The sequence below is a fragment of the Gimesia algae genome (assembly GCF_007746795.1).
Lineage (GTDB): Bacteria > Planctomycetota > Planctomycetia > Planctomycetales > Planctomycetaceae > Gimesia > Gimesia algae.
The window spans coordinates 4,297,324-4,311,597 of the sequence record NZ_CP036343.1 but is presented as its reverse complement, the minus strand read 5'-3'; the positions used below and the strand labels follow the sequence as shown (position 1 = coordinate 4,311,597).

The 14,274-nt window shown below is 50.7% G+C and carries 9 protein-coding genes; 5 read left to right on the top strand and 4 right to left on the bottom strand.

Going from position 1 to position 14,274, the window contains the following annotated elements; genetic code table 11:
- Window positions 1-191: 191 nt before the first annotated feature.
- From Pan161_RS15985 to Pan161_RS15975, 3 genes are read left to right on the top strand one after another with little or no spacing between them, the layout of a single operon-like run.
- Window positions 192-1,871 (top strand): DUF1549 domain-containing protein, encoded by a 1,680-nt coding sequence (locus tag Pan161_RS15985; protein ID WP_145228600.1) that lies wholly within the window; start codon window positions 192-194, stop codon window positions 1,869-1,871.
- A gap of 43 nt (window positions 1,872-1,914) precedes the next feature.
- On the top strand, window positions 1,915-3,174 hold the full coding sequence (locus tag Pan161_RS15980) for a DUF1501 domain-containing protein (RefSeq protein WP_145228599.1): 1,260 nt from the start codon (window positions 1,915-1,917) through the stop codon (window positions 3,172-3,174).
- Complete coding sequence (locus Pan161_RS15975) at window positions 3,171-4,268, top strand: WD40 repeat domain-containing protein (protein WP_145228598.1); 1,098 nt, start codon at window positions 3,171-3,173, stop codon at window positions 4,266-4,268. The genes Pan161_RS15980 and Pan161_RS15975 overlap by 4 nt, the downstream gene beginning before the upstream one ends.
- Before the next feature lie 32 nt (window positions 4,269-4,300).
- Here the strand turns inward: Pan161_RS15975 and Pan161_RS15970 are convergent, their stop codons facing one another.
- The 4 genes from Pan161_RS15970 to Pan161_RS15955 all read right to left on the bottom strand — a co-directional run bounded on the left by Pan161_RS15970 (window position 4,301) and on the right by Pan161_RS15955 (window position 11,353).
- Window positions 4,301-5,782 carry a DUF1501 domain-containing protein gene (locus tag Pan161_RS15970; RefSeq protein WP_145228597.1) on the bottom strand — a complete coding sequence of 494 codons (1,482 nt, stop codon included), beginning with the start codon at window positions 5,780-5,782 and terminating at the stop codon, window positions 4,301-4,303.
- A 35-nt stretch (window positions 5,783-5,817) separates the two neighbouring features.
- The gene (locus Pan161_RS15965; protein WP_145228596.1) at window positions 5,818-8,448 is read right to left on the bottom strand and encodes a DUF1549 and DUF1553 domain-containing protein; all 2,631 of its coding nucleotides are present in this window, start codon (window positions 8,446-8,448) and stop codon (window positions 5,818-5,820) included.
- 284 nt (window positions 8,449-8,732) lie between these two features.
- A complete protein-coding gene (locus Pan161_RS15960; RefSeq protein ID WP_145228595.1) occupies window positions 8,733-9,380 on the bottom strand; it encodes a family 16 glycoside hydrolase in 648 nt (215 codons plus the stop codon).
- A complete protein-coding gene (locus Pan161_RS15955; RefSeq protein WP_145228594.1) occupies window positions 9,377-11,353 on the bottom strand; it encodes a sulfatase in 1,977 nt (658 codons plus the stop codon). Before Pan161_RS15955 ends, Pan161_RS15960 begins: the two co-directional genes overlap by 4 nt.
- 401 nt (window positions 11,354-11,754) lie before the next feature.
- On the opposite strand from Pan161_RS15955, the gene Pan161_RS15950 reads away from it, so the two are divergent.
- Together Pan161_RS15950 and Pan161_RS15945 are read left to right on the top strand one after the other, a co-directional pair.
- A complete protein-coding gene (locus tag Pan161_RS15950; protein ID WP_145228593.1) occupies window positions 11,755-13,179 on the top strand; it encodes a sulfatase-like hydrolase/transferase in 1,425 nt (474 codons plus the stop codon).
- A gap of 105 nt (window positions 13,180-13,284) precedes the next feature.
- Entirely contained in the window at window positions 13,285-14,268 is a 984-nt protein-coding gene (locus tag Pan161_RS15945; protein WP_145228592.1) for an SGNH/GDSL hydrolase family protein, read from the top strand.
- Window positions 14,269-14,274 lie beyond the last annotated feature (6 nt).

Genomic DNA, 14,274 nt, shown 5'->3' with positions numbered 1-14,274 from the left:
AATTTGGCTGTTTTTCAGCAAAGTACTGATGTCAATAGAAAGTTCCGCTGTGGTGGAACTTCGTGAAAAATGTCAGGTTGTACAGAAAATAATTGATTTCCCAACAAGGCGGAGGTAACATATGAGTGCTGGTTGATGCATGGTGTCGACCGGTCCCTGCATATTACTTCCTGCCTGAATCGCGTGATCTTATGAGCTTACGTTCCAACCTGAAGTTGCTCGCGTTTTCTGCGATCTTGATCGCTGTTTTTGCGGCACCGGTGTCTGCGGAAACTCCATTGCATGAGCGGATTGATTCTGCTCTGAGTTCCGACGACCCGCAGTTCGAAAAACAAGCGGCTGCTCCAGCCGATGATGCAACTTTTTTGCGGCGTATTACACTCGACCTGACCGGTTCCATTCCTGCAGCGGAGAAAGTGCGAGCGTTCGTTGCTGATTCATCCACTGACAAACGCGTTCAGGAAATTGATCGCCTGCTGGCATCGCCGGAATATGCCCGGAGGATGCAGTATGTGTTTGACACGATGCTGATGGAACGTCATCCCGATAAACATGTACCCGCGAAAGACTGGCGGAATTATCTGCGACACTCGTTTAGGGACAACCGGCATTGGGACGATCTGGTTCAGGAAATGCTGACTGTCGATGGCACGGATGAGAAAACACGACCAGCTGCCAAGTTTCTACTGGATCGGGAATTAAAAGCCGAACAGGTCACACGCGACCTGGGGCGGCTGTTTCTGGGACGTGATTTACAGTGTGCCCAATGTCATGACCATCCTAATGTGAATGATTATCTGCAACGCCACTACCATGGACTGAATGCGTTTTTAAGTCGCAGCTATTTGTTCAGAGATCCAAAAACGAAAAAAACTTCGATCGGTGAAAAAGCCGAAGGGCAGGTAGCATTTACCTCTGTCTTCACGAAAGAAGAAGTCAAGACGGCACCGCGCGTGCTGGATCTGCCTGAGATTCACGATCCCGAGATTCCTGAAGAACCTTACAAGATCAAGCCGGCCAAGAATGTGCGTTCGATACCGGTATATAGTCGTCGCTTGCAGTTAGCCGATGCGATAACCAGTACCGAAAACCAGGCCTTTCAGAATAATATCGTCAATCGTCTGTGGGCGCAGATGATGGGCCGCGGTCTGGTAGAGCCACTCGATATGTGGCATTCTGATAATCCACCGACTCACCCGGAAATCCTCAAACTGCTCACAGCCGGGTTACAGGAACAGGACTACGATCTGCGGTACCTGATTCGTGAACTGGCGCTGACGCAAACTTATCAGCGCAGCAGTCACAGAAAAGAAGGTCCGAAATCGACTGACGAACCAGATTATCGTGTCGGTCTGTTGAAAGCATTATCCCCCGAGCAACTGGCCTGGTCGATGATGCAGGCGACGGGCGTGAGAGAGAGAACACTTGCCGGCCTGATATCAAAGAAAATGAAAGACGATCCCAAGAACGGCTCCAAAATCACGGCAGAGCCCCTATGGCAGGAAGAAGCAGTGCACGATGCTTTGTGGAGAAACGTCGATTCCTTTACGGTCACGTTTGGCTCTGTCGGGGCGCAATCGTCCCGGTTTGATGCATCTGCCAATCAGGCGTTATTTCTGTTGAACGGACCGTTAATTCAATCCTGGCTGGTTCCGGGAGGAAACAATCTGACAGCGCGGCTTAAGAAACTTGAGTCTGACACAGAGGTCGCCAAAGAATTGTATCTTGCCGTCTTTTCCCGTTTCCCTGAGGAATCAGAAACCAATCAGGTCGTCGAATTTTTAAAAGCGAGTCAACTGGAAACTCATCAGGGGATTCCCGAACTGGTCTGGGCGGCGCTGGCGTCTGATGAATTTCGGTTCAATCATTGATCAGCACATCCCTTGTCTACTTTGATAAACAGAAAGACCAACGATGCAACGAAATCAAGGCTGTCAGCAGCTTGATCACCAGGTCGCGCGACGTCAGTTTCTGGCGGGGGCTGCGGGTGGCGCGCTGGCCTTCAGTTTATCGGGATCACCAGTGGTTGCAGAACAGGTCCACGGGCAGCATAAAAGGATTCTGCAGGTCTATTTGCAGGGGGGCGTCAGCCAACTGGAATCGTGGGATCCCAAACCGGGGACGGAATATGGAGGTCCCTTCCGAGCGATTCCGACTTCCGTACCAGGCATGCACATCTCAGAACTGCTACCTTACACAGCGCAGCGGATGCATCACCTTTCCATTGTTCGCAGCATCAATCTGAAAACCAACGATCATAAACAAGGCCGCCTGTTTATGGAAAAAGGGAGACGGGCCGGCGAATATCCCTACGTGGGTTCCATCGCTTCGAAATACCTTGCACCTGCGAAAGCGGAGTTGCCTGGGTATATTCATATTTCAACGCGGGGATTGTCTGACAGTACATCAGCATTTCTGGGGGCCCGACATGCTCAGCTAAAATTTATAGGAGTCAATCCTCCGAAAAATCTCTCGCTACCAAAAGGGCTGGCTCAAACGGCGGCGACACGGCGAATGGAACTGCGGCAGCAGTTCAATAAGCAGTTTGAAACCGGGCGTCCCAAAGCAATGACGGAAACCTTCGATGCTTCGTTTCAGCAGGCAGAAAAACTGATGGCACGTAAGACTTTCTTTGAGAAAGCGCCTGCGGACAAAGACCTGGAACGTTATGGAAAGCATGATTTTGGTCGAAACTGTCTTTTAGCCCGAACACTGCTGGAGAATAACGCGACCTGTGTGAAAGTCACTCATCACGGATACGATTCGCATGCGGAGAACTTTAATTTCCATCTGGAACAATTAGGCGAGTTCGATAAAACATTCTCCATGCTGCTGGATGATCTGCACGAACGAGGCATGCTGGAAAGTACGCTGGTCATGGTCTATTCGGAGTTTGGACGCACGCCCAAAATCAATGTGCGTTATGGGCGCGATCACTGGGGCAGCGCCTGGTCCATGGCATTGGGAGGGTGTGGAATCCAATCCGGTGCGATCATTGGAAAAACCAATGACAAGGGAACGGCGGTTGAAGATCGCGAAGTCGATGCGGGGCATCTGTTCCACACCTACCTGCAGGCGCTGGGGATTGACTCCACGGAAGATCACGAAATCGCGGGGCGCTCAGTGCCCATAGGTGATCCCGCCGCCCAGTCCATCAAGGAGTTGTTAGCATGATTCTCAACAACAGTCAGGCTATTGCAGCCAAAAAACCGATTCTGGATGATGCGATCGAAGCGCGCAAACCAGCCATCGATTACGATGCCATCGATCCTGTGAAAACTCACATAGTTGCCGAACTCAAGCATACAGTCCCGCTGACTTCCTGCAGGGTCGATCCGACCAGCCGCTTTATTGTCGCTGGTGCACAAGATCTGGACGTCCATATATGGGACTATAAAACAAAAGCAAAACGTACCTTGACCGGGCATACAAGCTGGGTCAGATCATTTGATTTCTCGGCTGATGGCAATACGCTGTATTCTGCCTGCTGGGGAGGGGATATTAATGTCTGGGATTTACGGGAGGCCGAACCGAAAAGCAAAATGACGATTCCCGCCCACAAAGGGTCGGCACGCTGGGTTCGAATCTCACCTGATCAAACAAAACTCGCGACCTGCGGAAACGACCTGCTGGTGAAAGTCTGGGAACGGAAAACCGGTAAGTTGCTGCAGAGTTTCGCCGGTCATGAACGACACGTGTATGCAGTCGATTTTCATCCGTCTGGAAAACAACTGGTCTCACAGGATCTGATGGGCGTAATCCATATCTGGGATCTGGAAACCGGAAAGCAGGCACGCAGTCTCGATGCGAGCGTGATGACTGGTTACGACAAAAAGTTTGCTGCTGATATGGGAGGCGCGAGAGATCTACAGTTCAGTCCTGACGGGAGTGAGCTGGCGACAGCCGGGATTACCAATGTGGTGAATTCTTTCGCGGGGGTTCAGGATCCAATAATCATGCTGTTTAACTGGAAAACCGGTAAAGAGAACACACGGTTAAAACCAGACAAGACCTTTGAGGGAATTGCCTGGGGCGTGCGGTATCATCCTGAAGGCTTTCTGATTGGCGCCGGCGCCAATCGGAGTGGTAAAGGAGAACTCTGGTTCAGAAAGCCGGGGGAAGACGAGTTTTTCCATACGATGAAACTGCCGACTGCTGCCCGCGGTCTGGACCTCTTAAGCGATGCGCGGCATCTGATCGTAGCACATTCTGATAGCGCCGTGCGGATCTACCGCATGACGGAAGAAAATAAACAGAAGCAGGCTTAAGCAACTTCCTTCTGGTTATGCCCAATCCTCACTCAGCTGATAATTTCGTGGATGACTTCCCCGTAATCACGTTCGAGTCGTTGTCGACCGGGATAATTCAGGCGGGTCGTATCCAGTCCCATCTGATGCAGTACCGTCGCATGCAGGTCGGTCACGTAATGTCGATTTTCTACAGCATGAAAACCGAGTTCGTCTGTGGAACCGTGAACATGACCGCCTTTAATGCCGCCTCCCGCCATGGCGATGCTGAAACCATGCGGATGGTGATCGCGGCCTGAACCAGCAACGGTCTTGTTACTTTCGCGGTACTCGGCACCCGGAGTACGTCCAAATTCGGAACCAATGACAACCATGGTTTCATCCAACAGGCCACGCAGTTTCAGGTCTTTAATGAGACCGGCGATCGGCTGATCGACTTCTTTTGCGAGTTTTGAATGCAGGCGTTTGATATCACGATGCGAGTCCCAGGCACCGGCGTTGCCACGATAGCCGTGGAACAGTTGAATGAACCGAACTCCCTGTTCACTCAAGCGACGGGCTGCCAGGCACTTTTCACCAAAAGCTTTTGTGGAGGAATCACCAAGGCCATACAGGTCTTGTACATGTTTGGTTTCTTTCTGAAAATCCATGACTTCAGGAACAGCCGACTGCATCTGGAAGGCCAGTTCATAGGACTTGATACGGGCCTGCAGGTTTTTATCATCGGGGTAGTGGATGCCTGTCTGGCGATTGAGTTTTCCGAGCAGTCCAAACATCTTCTGTTGCTCGGAAGGTGTCAGTGATTGATCTGCAGAACGCACAAACGAAAGCGGTGCTTTGGGATCGACTTTCAGACGAACGCCCGCGTGTTCTGGTCCAAGATAAGAAGAACCGTGAGTCCAGGCAGCACCGCAGCAGTCGGCGCTGGGATTTCCCAATACGACATAATGGGGCAGGTTCTGATTGGCTGTTCCCAGGCCGTAGCTGATCCAGGAGCCGACGGTCGGGAAAGCGCCTTCTGTGATTTTACGCCCTGTGTGATAGGTGAGCTGGGCACCGTGGTTGTTATCGATGGTCCACATGGAGCGAACCAGTGTGAGGTCGTCTGCACAGGAACCCATGTGCGGGAACCAGTCACTGATTTCCAGGCCACTTTCGCCGTAATGTTTAAAGCCGGTCTGCAGCGGCATCAGCGATTTGTAAATCTTCCGTTTCTGTTTGGAAGGATCAAGCAGCACTTTGTTGATTTTGTCTTTATTCAGCACGGTATCCGCAAACGGTGTTTCTTCAATCGATTTACCGGCGTACTTGTTGAGGGCGGGCTTAGGATCAAAGCTTTCCAGGTGGCTGAGTCCGCCAATCAGAAAAATCCAGATGACTGATTTAGCGCGCGGAGCCAGGTGGCGTCCTTCTCCGGGAGCGGCAGCCTGCAGTTCGCCTTGCTGAAACAGGAGCGAGGTCATGGCCATGCCGGTCATCCCCATACCTGTGTCAGTCAAAAATCGGCGGCGATTCGTGTTTGGCAGTTGTGACATTTCAATGTCTTTCTGTTATCAGTCAACGTCGATCGTTAGCGGATCGTAACGAAATCATTATGGTTGAACAGTACGGTGACCAGTAGCTGAAACTGGTCTTCAGAGGGTTTTATCTTGCTGGATTCAGACGTATGAGTCAGAAATTCATGGCACATTTTCTGTTCGGATGCATCTGGTGAACGGGATAAAATGCTGAGGAAAGCCTGCTGGATGAAGTCGTCGATATTACCGGATGTCTGCTTGAGCAGTTTTTCAGTCAATGCTTGTGTCGCCTGGAAGGTCAGTTTGCTGTTTGCCATGGCGAGTGCCTGATGAGGCTGCACGCTCATGTCGCGCATATAACATTCCGAGACACTGGGCCCATCGAAGATCTGTACGAATTCAACCAGCTTTTCATGAGCGTGTCTGAGATAAATACTTTTTCGGACGGAATCCTGGGCTTTGGTATTGTCGATATCCGGACCACCCAGTTGTGGATCGAGACGACCCGGAATGAATAACAGGTTATCGCGAACGATTTCCCCTTCCATTCGCATGGACGATTTTTTCCAGAGATACTTATTGTCGGGATCGATTTTGCTGTTTTCCTCAGACCCTGTCCCCGCCATACGATAAGTGGAACTGGTGACAATCAGACGGTGCATTTCTTTCATACTCCAGTCCTGTTTGACCAGTTCTGCTGCCAGCCAGTCGATGAGAGCAGGATGTGTCGGACCGCGACCATTCCCACCAAATTCGTTGACTGTGGGGACAATTGGTTGTCCGAAGTGACGCAGCCAGATGTGGTTCATGGCGACGCGCGCTGTCAAAGGATTATTGCCGTCTGTCAGCCAGCGGGCAAAGGCGAGTCGGCGGCCTGAACTGGATTTAGGATAGACGGGCTGTTTGCGGGGAGTGTATTTGGTGGTCAGTTTCGCTTTGGAATCCGTTTCCGCTTTTTTAAGAGCGGTCTGTGCGGCTTTGTGCTGCTGCTCTGCTTTTTTCAACCGTTGTTTTGCTTTGGTAATGACGGACTTTTTCTTTTTGGCCTCCGCTGTTACCACAGCCTGTTGTGCTTCTTGTTGCTCCTGTTCGGCGGCCATCAGCTTCCATTTGGCATTTTCGAGAGCCGACTGTCTCTGCAGCTTGACTAGCTTCAGCGCTGCTGCTTTCCATGCATCTGATTTTTTGTCGCCGCTCGCTTCCATTTCCTCAATGTCAAACTGAGCCTCCAGCACTGCCAGTTCACTTTCCGCAGCCAGACGCTGTTCTTTCGCTTTTGCCTGCTCCATCATTTTTCTGGCATGAGTCAGCAGGTCTTCTTTGACCGATTCTCGACGTGCCGGCTGGCTGGCGACCATGGGTAACGAAACGGGGGTGACTTTAAATTCGCCTCCCAGGAAGGTAGGAACTCCGGGAGGAATGATTTCCTCTTTGACGGGACGGCGTTCGTCCCCTTTTTCGAACAGCCAGGTTTTGGCGGTTAATGATTTATCATATGCACGGGGGATGCCATTTTTGGCTGTATCGAGCACACCTTCGACACGGTCGGTGCGTACATGGTACGTTTCAAAAATGGCTCGCATTTCATAGTATTCGCGTTGCTCAATCTCGTCATACATGTGATCGTGACACTTCGCACACCCCACGGTGATTCCCAGGAATGCCTGCGATGTATGCTTGACGACATCGTCCATCCATTGATCCCGTTTCGAGTGGTAATTCCGCGCCAGATAACCGGTGGCGCGGAGAGTATCCCAATCGTCTGGTTTTAGTTCATCGGCGGCCAGCATTTCGACCAACATCTGATCGTAGCCTTTGTCGGCATTGAGCGATTCGATGATCCAGTCCCGCCAGTGCCAGATATGACGCTGGCTCTCTCTGAGGGCTTGTTTGTATCCGGCCCAGTCACTGTACCGCCAGACGTCCATCCAGTGCCGTCCCCAGCGTTCGCCGTAAGCGGGATGATTCAGCAGACGTGTGACAATTTCTTCGTAAGCCTGTGGATTTGTTTTCTGTTCTTTGAGGAAGTCCTGAATTTCTGCAGGTGTCGGGTTGAGTCCGATAAGGTCGAGATAGACGCGTCGCAGCAGGATTTCCGGACTGGCTTCTTTCGCGCGTTGTAAACCTTCCTGTTCATGACCGGCGGCGATGAAATGATCGATGGGATTACGGGCCCAGTCGGCGTCTTTGATCAGCGGGACTTCTGGTCGTGTCACTGGTTTGAACGGTTTCCAGGCATAGCGGTTTTTGTATTCCGTAAAATCAGCGGTCAACTGCTTTAGTTTTTCTGCTGCCTTGGCATCCGGGAATTTGGTTTTGTCGCCGGGCGCAGTACCAAACAGAATTTCCTGCAGATTGGAAAACCCGTCATTGTCGGCGTCTGCTTCGGACAGTAATTTGAGTCGCAAATCAATTTCAGGATCGCGCTCTGCTTTGAGCAGTTTGTCGGCTTCCAGTCGTAACTGGTTCCCAAAGGGATTGTGAGGAAAGTCTTCAAGAGATTCCGCGCCTTCCGCATGCGCACCGACATGACAGACACTGCAGGAATTCAGATTCGCGGGCAGGTATTCGCCGAAGTAACGGACGAAGGCTTGACGATTGGCTGGATTAGACCAGGCGGGGGTTGGAATCAGAGTGCCAAGCAGCAGCAGGCAGATTAAAATGTATCTGTGAAATCCGTTCATAGTAAACCAATTAAGTTCTGCGCGATCGCAAAATAAATGAACGCTGGTGGTGGAATCAGGCTTGTCAATTTGTGATATCGCGAGTGTTTAACCCACGTATCCGGCGAGATTTAAGGCAGGAAAAAGTACCCTCTATAAATCGTTATCTGGTAATTCAAAAAGATACTTTATTTATTGTAGCAGAATATTGTGAAAATGCCAGAAGAATCGGCGAAGGAAGCGGTATGCTGCGAACAAAAATAGTATTTGCCTGTATGGTACTTCGGATATGATTTTTAAAGAACTTATTCTGGTTCTGGGTTCATGATCAGTGTTTGAATTTTCAAGTTTCTAAACTCAATGGCGCCCGCTTTTTCCCCCTTAGGGCCTCCGGAGTTGCCACCGAAACCAAAGTTCTGTTTCAATTCGCTGATGGTGGGATGTTTAACGGTCCAGGTATTCCCGTTAAAGTTTACTTTGACCTTTGGCCCTTGAAACACAATCTTTACCGGGTGCCAGTCCTGTTCAGGAAGCGTGATCTGCTCTCTTAGCAAATCGGTCGATTCCCCTTTTTTAGCATGAGCCAAAATGCGGATTTCTTTTCGTGTCAACAACACATGAACAAGGTGCCCCCGTTCCTGCGAACCATTGAAGATGATCCCTGCAGCGTCAGCACTGCGTTCAAGACGAAAATCAAATTCGACTACGCCATCACCGAATTCAAAGCGACGCAATTTGACCGGGCCATGACGACGGGGACCGGATTCATAACCCCGCAGCACGCCACCTTGAGCGGTCCAGGTTCCCAGTCCCCAGAACCACTCTTTGGAAAGTGGCGTCTGAAACGTTTCCACCAGTTTTGTCTCCGCAGCCAACACAGAGTTGTGAGGCAGATAAAGCATCAGAGAGAGTAACAGCATCAGCGCGGATGAGATCAATCGGGATCGAATCATGGTTTTGCCCCCCTGAAATCCCAGATACGAATATTTTTCTTTGTCTTGGCTGTCTGAAATTGAATGGATTGAATGTCGAGTGGTTCTGACTCTACTGGAAGATACAGTCTGACTATGCCAGTCTTACCGGTGACGGGCAAATTGAGTTTGATCTCCTGCCAGTCGGCTTTCGCGGGGAGATCAAATTTCACCGTCTGTCCCTGTCTAGGGAATTCGGTCTGCTCAGCTGTTTTCCAGGTTATGTTTCCCGCACCCCCTTTCGTACTACGTAATCGCATCGTCAGTGTGAGCGGCCCTGTCTGTTTCACCTGAGCCGTACCAAGGAATGGCTTCCGGCCATCGGCTTCCATTCGCAGTGCACCATCGACCAACGTGATTTTAGAGAATTTAGGAACCAGACCCCGCTCTGGATCTCCCCCTTTGTTGGCTGTGTTTGCTTGCCGTGGTTTATAGGCGGGGTTGGGTTGTGGATACAGCGCGCCGGTCTTCTTAACGAATTCGTCGATTAGCGCATCGAGTTCGCGGACTTTGTCTGGCCGTTGACTGGCCAGGTTATTGGTTTCAGAGATATCCGCTTTCAGATTATAAAGTTCTCGTATCTCGGGATAGAGGCGATGCGGTTCGAAGCGACGGATCAGTTTCCAGTCTCCCTGTCGCACTGAGACAGCGGGGATCAGATGTGGGAACCAGGTGAAGTAAGCGGTTCGTTCGAGTTGTCCCGTCTGTTCCAGAACTGGTAAAAACGATCCGCCATCAATGATTTGATTTGCCGGCCGATTTAGTTTCAATACTTCGAGGATTGTCGGATAGAGATCAATGGGACCCACAATCGCATCAGAAGTAGTGCCTGGCTGGATGTGACCGGGCCAGCGTACGATGAGTGGAACACGCTGTCCTCCTTCATAGATCCGGCCTTTGCCTTCCTTCAGGGGGGCGTTATTGGTAGGTGGTTCTCCGCCTGCCCATTTGCGATAGCTCTGAATGGTTTTGTACAGAGGATGTTTGCCGGTGATCTTCTTTAGTTTCGGATCATCGCTACTCCAACTGTGGGCATTGCCTCCATTGTCGGAATAAAAAATGAAAAGGGTATTGTCAGCCAGTTTCAGTTCATCCAGTTTATCGAGAATGCGTCCCAGGCTTTCATCGACATTACGCAGCATGGAGGCCATCACGGGATTACGCTGCTCCTTACGCGGGTCCTGCTTTTTGGCAAATTCAGACGTGTATTCTTCTTTATGTTGCCAGGGACCATGTACCGAGTAATGCCAGAGATTCAGAAAGAAAGGTTCGCTGCGATGTGTTTCCATAAAATCGATGGCTTCACTCGTTAGTCGATCGGTAATGTGTTCGCCATCTGGTCCGTCGGTGATGTTTCCTACCCGGTGTTGCGCCGTCGGTTTGCCTGTGGGAGTAACGCCATACGGAGAAAAGTAGCTCGGCGGACCAGGATCGGGGGCACAATGCCAGACGGTTTCGAATCCCTGTTTGTCAGGACGATGCGGAGCCGTCAGGCCCAGGTGCCATTTACCGAAGTGGCCCGTGCGATAGCCGGCGTCGTGTAATGCTTCGGCAATGGTGTATTGATCGGGATCGAGATAGTTTTTGCTGACGGGCATGCGCAACCTCTGGTTCGGGGGCGCCATTTTGGGAAGGTATTCGAAATCTTCAGCTTGCGGGGGACGATGTCCGGTTGCGCTGGTAATGCCATGCCGGGATGTGTACTGACCTGTCAGGATCGAAGCACGGGTGGGAGAGCAGAGCGGCGTCGCATAAGCATTGGTGAAACGCATCGACTGCTTTGCGAGTTTCGACATGTTGGGCGTTTCGTAATAGCGGGAACCATACGGTTCACTATCCATCCAGCCCATGTCATCGACAAGGAACAAGACGACATTAGGGGCTCTGTCGGCTGCTGAAGTTTCAGCAGAACTGAGTGTTGTAATACAAAGTAAAATTATCAGGAATCGTTGCATTATATCCCTCTGAATAGAAATCGCGCATTGGTGTTAATTGAGATGAACGTTCTGACGGGAATACATTCTACCAGAGCGATTCGGTGGAAACTACAATCGAATCGAAAACAGTTGTAGAAAACAGAGTTATGCATTGAATTCGTAATTGAAGTTAAATCTCGGAGGGGGTGAGAATTGATTCCGATGATATAAACTCAGCGGGTGAATTGTTAGAATAAACCCTTAGACACATCATTTGCAAATCTAGACTGTGTCCAGCATCACTGTAGCGTCTCCAAGGCCATTGACCGAGTATCTTAGATTGAGGACGCTACGGTTCAATGTGATGCGAGCTAACATGAACGACCGCTGAAATCTTGATGATCTGGTATGACTGATTGGAAACCCCTGGGAGCGAATCCATGCGAAATATTTTCCGAGTGCTTCTGTTTCTGCAACTGCTGACGGCGCTCGGTCATGCTGAATCGTCAAAACCCAATATTATTACCGTGTTCATTGATGACATGGGCTGGAGTGATCTCTCCTGTTATGGAGGGAAGGTGATACAAACGAAAAATATTGACACGCTGGCGAGTGAAGGGCTCCGTTTTACGAATTTCTATGTGAACTCTCCCATCTGTTCTCCGTCGCGGGTGGCTTTGACAACAGGGCAGTATCCCCAGCGCTGGAAGATTACTTCTTATCTGGCACGTCGCAAAGCCAACCGGGAACGTGGACTGGCACAGTGGCTCGATCCTGCAGCTCCGGTGCTGGCGCGACAATTGAATCAGGCCGGTTATGCCACGGGGCACTTTGGTAAATGGCATATGGGCGGTCAGCGGGATGTCGGGAATGCGCCCTTGATTACGAAGTATGGTTTTGATCGCAGCCTGACGAATTTTGAGGGGCTCGGTCCGCGGGTGCTTCCTTTAAAAAATGCCTATGATGGCAAGCCGCCCAAGAAACATGACCTGGGTTCTGCTGATCTTGGTAAAGGGCCGATATACTGGGAAGACCGTTCTGTCGTGACGGCTGCCTTTGTGAAAGATGCGTTGAAATTTATTGATCACGCGGAGGCAACCGGTCAGCCATTCTTCCTGAATCTCTGGCCCGACGATGTGCATTCCCCATTCTTTCCGCCCGAAGTGCTGCGAGATGCCAGCGATGAGAGTAAACGAGCCTTGTATTATGCCGTACTTGAAGCCATGGATCAGCAGTTGGGACTGCTGTTTGACCGGGTACGCAATGATGAACGTCTGAAGAACAATACGCTGATTCTGATTGCATCAGATAATGGACCGGAAGAAGGGGCAGGATTGGCCGACCCGTTACGCGGAGCGAAGACCTGGTTGTATGAAGGGGGCGTCCGTTCGCCTCTGATTGTCTGGGGACCAGGGCTGGTGAATCCCGCCGCAGCAGGTGCTACGAATACGAAATCGATTCTCTCTGCGCTCGATATAAATCGTTCGCTTTATACGTTGACCGGAACGAACCTGCCATCCGGTGTGACGCTGGATGGTGAAGATCTGGCGGAGACGTTACTGGGGAAAAGTGAGTCGGGGCGTCACGCTCCCATTTTCTGGCGACGTCCACCTGATCGTCCGGGTACGAAAGAGCAGCCGAATCCGGATCTGTCCGTCCGCGCCGGGAAATGGAAATTCTATGTGAATTATGATGGAAATGGAGTTCAACTGTATGATCTGGATGTGGATGTTTCTGAGACGCAAAACCGGGCTGACGATCATCCTGAGATCGTCGCGCGACTGAAACAGGCTGTTTTTGACTGGAACCGGGATCTACCAGCGGATGCTGGCGATCCGGCGTGGCGACCTGCTGCGAAAAAGTGAGCGATGGGGTGATCTTTATAAGTCCTTTGACTCGGTACGGATGTCTGCTCATAATGAATAGGACGTTTACCTTCTTATCCTGCCGCGCCTGTATGAGATCAAATCATGAAAAACAAACTGCGAATTCTGACTTTCTTTCTGTGTCTCAGTTTCATATCCGTACACGTAAATTCAGACGCTGTTGCGGCTGAAGGGGATAAAAAAGAGACACTGAATGTGCTTTTCATTGGAAACAGTTATACGGCTCGACACAATCTGGCACAGGTCGTCAAGAAGATGGTAGAAGCAGGTAATCCGAATCTGACTTTCAATCCGACCACAGTGATTTATGGCGGCCGACGACTGGTCGATCACTGGAATCTGGGTTCGCAAAATTTTGTCAAACTGCATCAACTGACGCCTGAGGAAGAGAAACAGACAATTGCCGGTCTGGAGAAAGATGCGAAAGACCCCAAGAATCGTTACGCTGCTGCGGCTTTGAAACGGCATCGTCAATTACTGAAAGAATTGGATCAGGAACATCCCAAGTGGGATGTCGTCATTCTGCAGTCATACCGTGATGACCTGAAGGGGGCCGACTCGCTGTATGCTCAGTATGCTCCTAAATTTGCGGAACTGGCGAAAAAACAGGGGGCGCGCGTGATCCTGTATGAAACAACGCCGAATACTCAGAACGCAAAGGCTTTAAAAAATCCCCCTGTTGCTGCTGCTGCTGTCATGGAGAAAGCGAGGGCAATTGCCACGCTGGCAAAACAGGTCGATGCGAGTGCCGCTCCGATGTCGCTGGCAGGCTTCCATTGCCAGACGGAACGCCCTGATCTGACGCTGCGGTTCATCAACGATGCTCATCTCAATCAGACGATGGCGTATCTGACGGCCTGCTGTCTGTATGCAGCTTTGTTTGATCGCAGTCCGGAAGGCTTACCCGTGGATTCGATTACTGATATTCGGTATTTCGATAATAAAGATCGCACCAAAGACCGGGATGGAAATCCGATTACCACGATGTTCTCTGCCAAAGATCGAGCTGATCTACAGCGAATTGCCTGGAAGAGCTATCAGGAGTTCAAAGCGTTACGTGACGATTAGTGCCGC

Bases quoted from the DNA above. Each gene is read 5' to 3' on its own strand.
- Pan161_RS15985 (WP_145228600.1), top strand. From the start codon at position 192: ATGAGCTTACGTTCCAACCTGAAGTTGCTCGCGTTTTCTGCGATCTTG.
- Pan161_RS15980 (WP_145228599.1), top strand. From the start codon at position 1,915: ATGCAACGAAATCAAGGCTGTCAGCAGCTTGATCACCAGGTCGCGCGA.
- Pan161_RS15975 (WP_145228598.1), top strand. From the start codon at position 3,171: ATGATTCTCAACAACAGTCAGGCTATTGCAGCCAAAAAACCGATTCTG.
- Pan161_RS15970 (WP_145228597.1), bottom strand. From the start codon at position 5,782: ATGTCACAACTGCCAAACACGAATCGCCGCCGATTTTTGACTGACACA.
- Pan161_RS15965 (WP_145228596.1), bottom strand. From the start codon at position 8,448: ATGAACGGATTTCACAGATACATTTTAATCTGCCTGCTGCTGCTTGGC.
- Pan161_RS15960 (WP_145228595.1), bottom strand. From the start codon at position 9,380: ATGATTCGATCCCGATTGATCTCATCCGCGCTGATGCTGTTACTCTCT.
- Pan161_RS15955 (WP_145228594.1), bottom strand. From the start codon at position 11,353: ATGCAACGATTCCTGATAATTTTACTTTGTATTACAACACTCAGTTCT.
- Pan161_RS15950 (WP_145228593.1), top strand. From the start codon at position 11,755: ATGCGAAATATTTTCCGAGTGCTTCTGTTTCTGCAACTGCTGACGGCG.
- Pan161_RS15945 (WP_145228592.1), top strand. From the start codon at position 13,285: ATGAAAAACAAACTGCGAATTCTGACTTTCTTTCTGTGTCTCAGTTTC.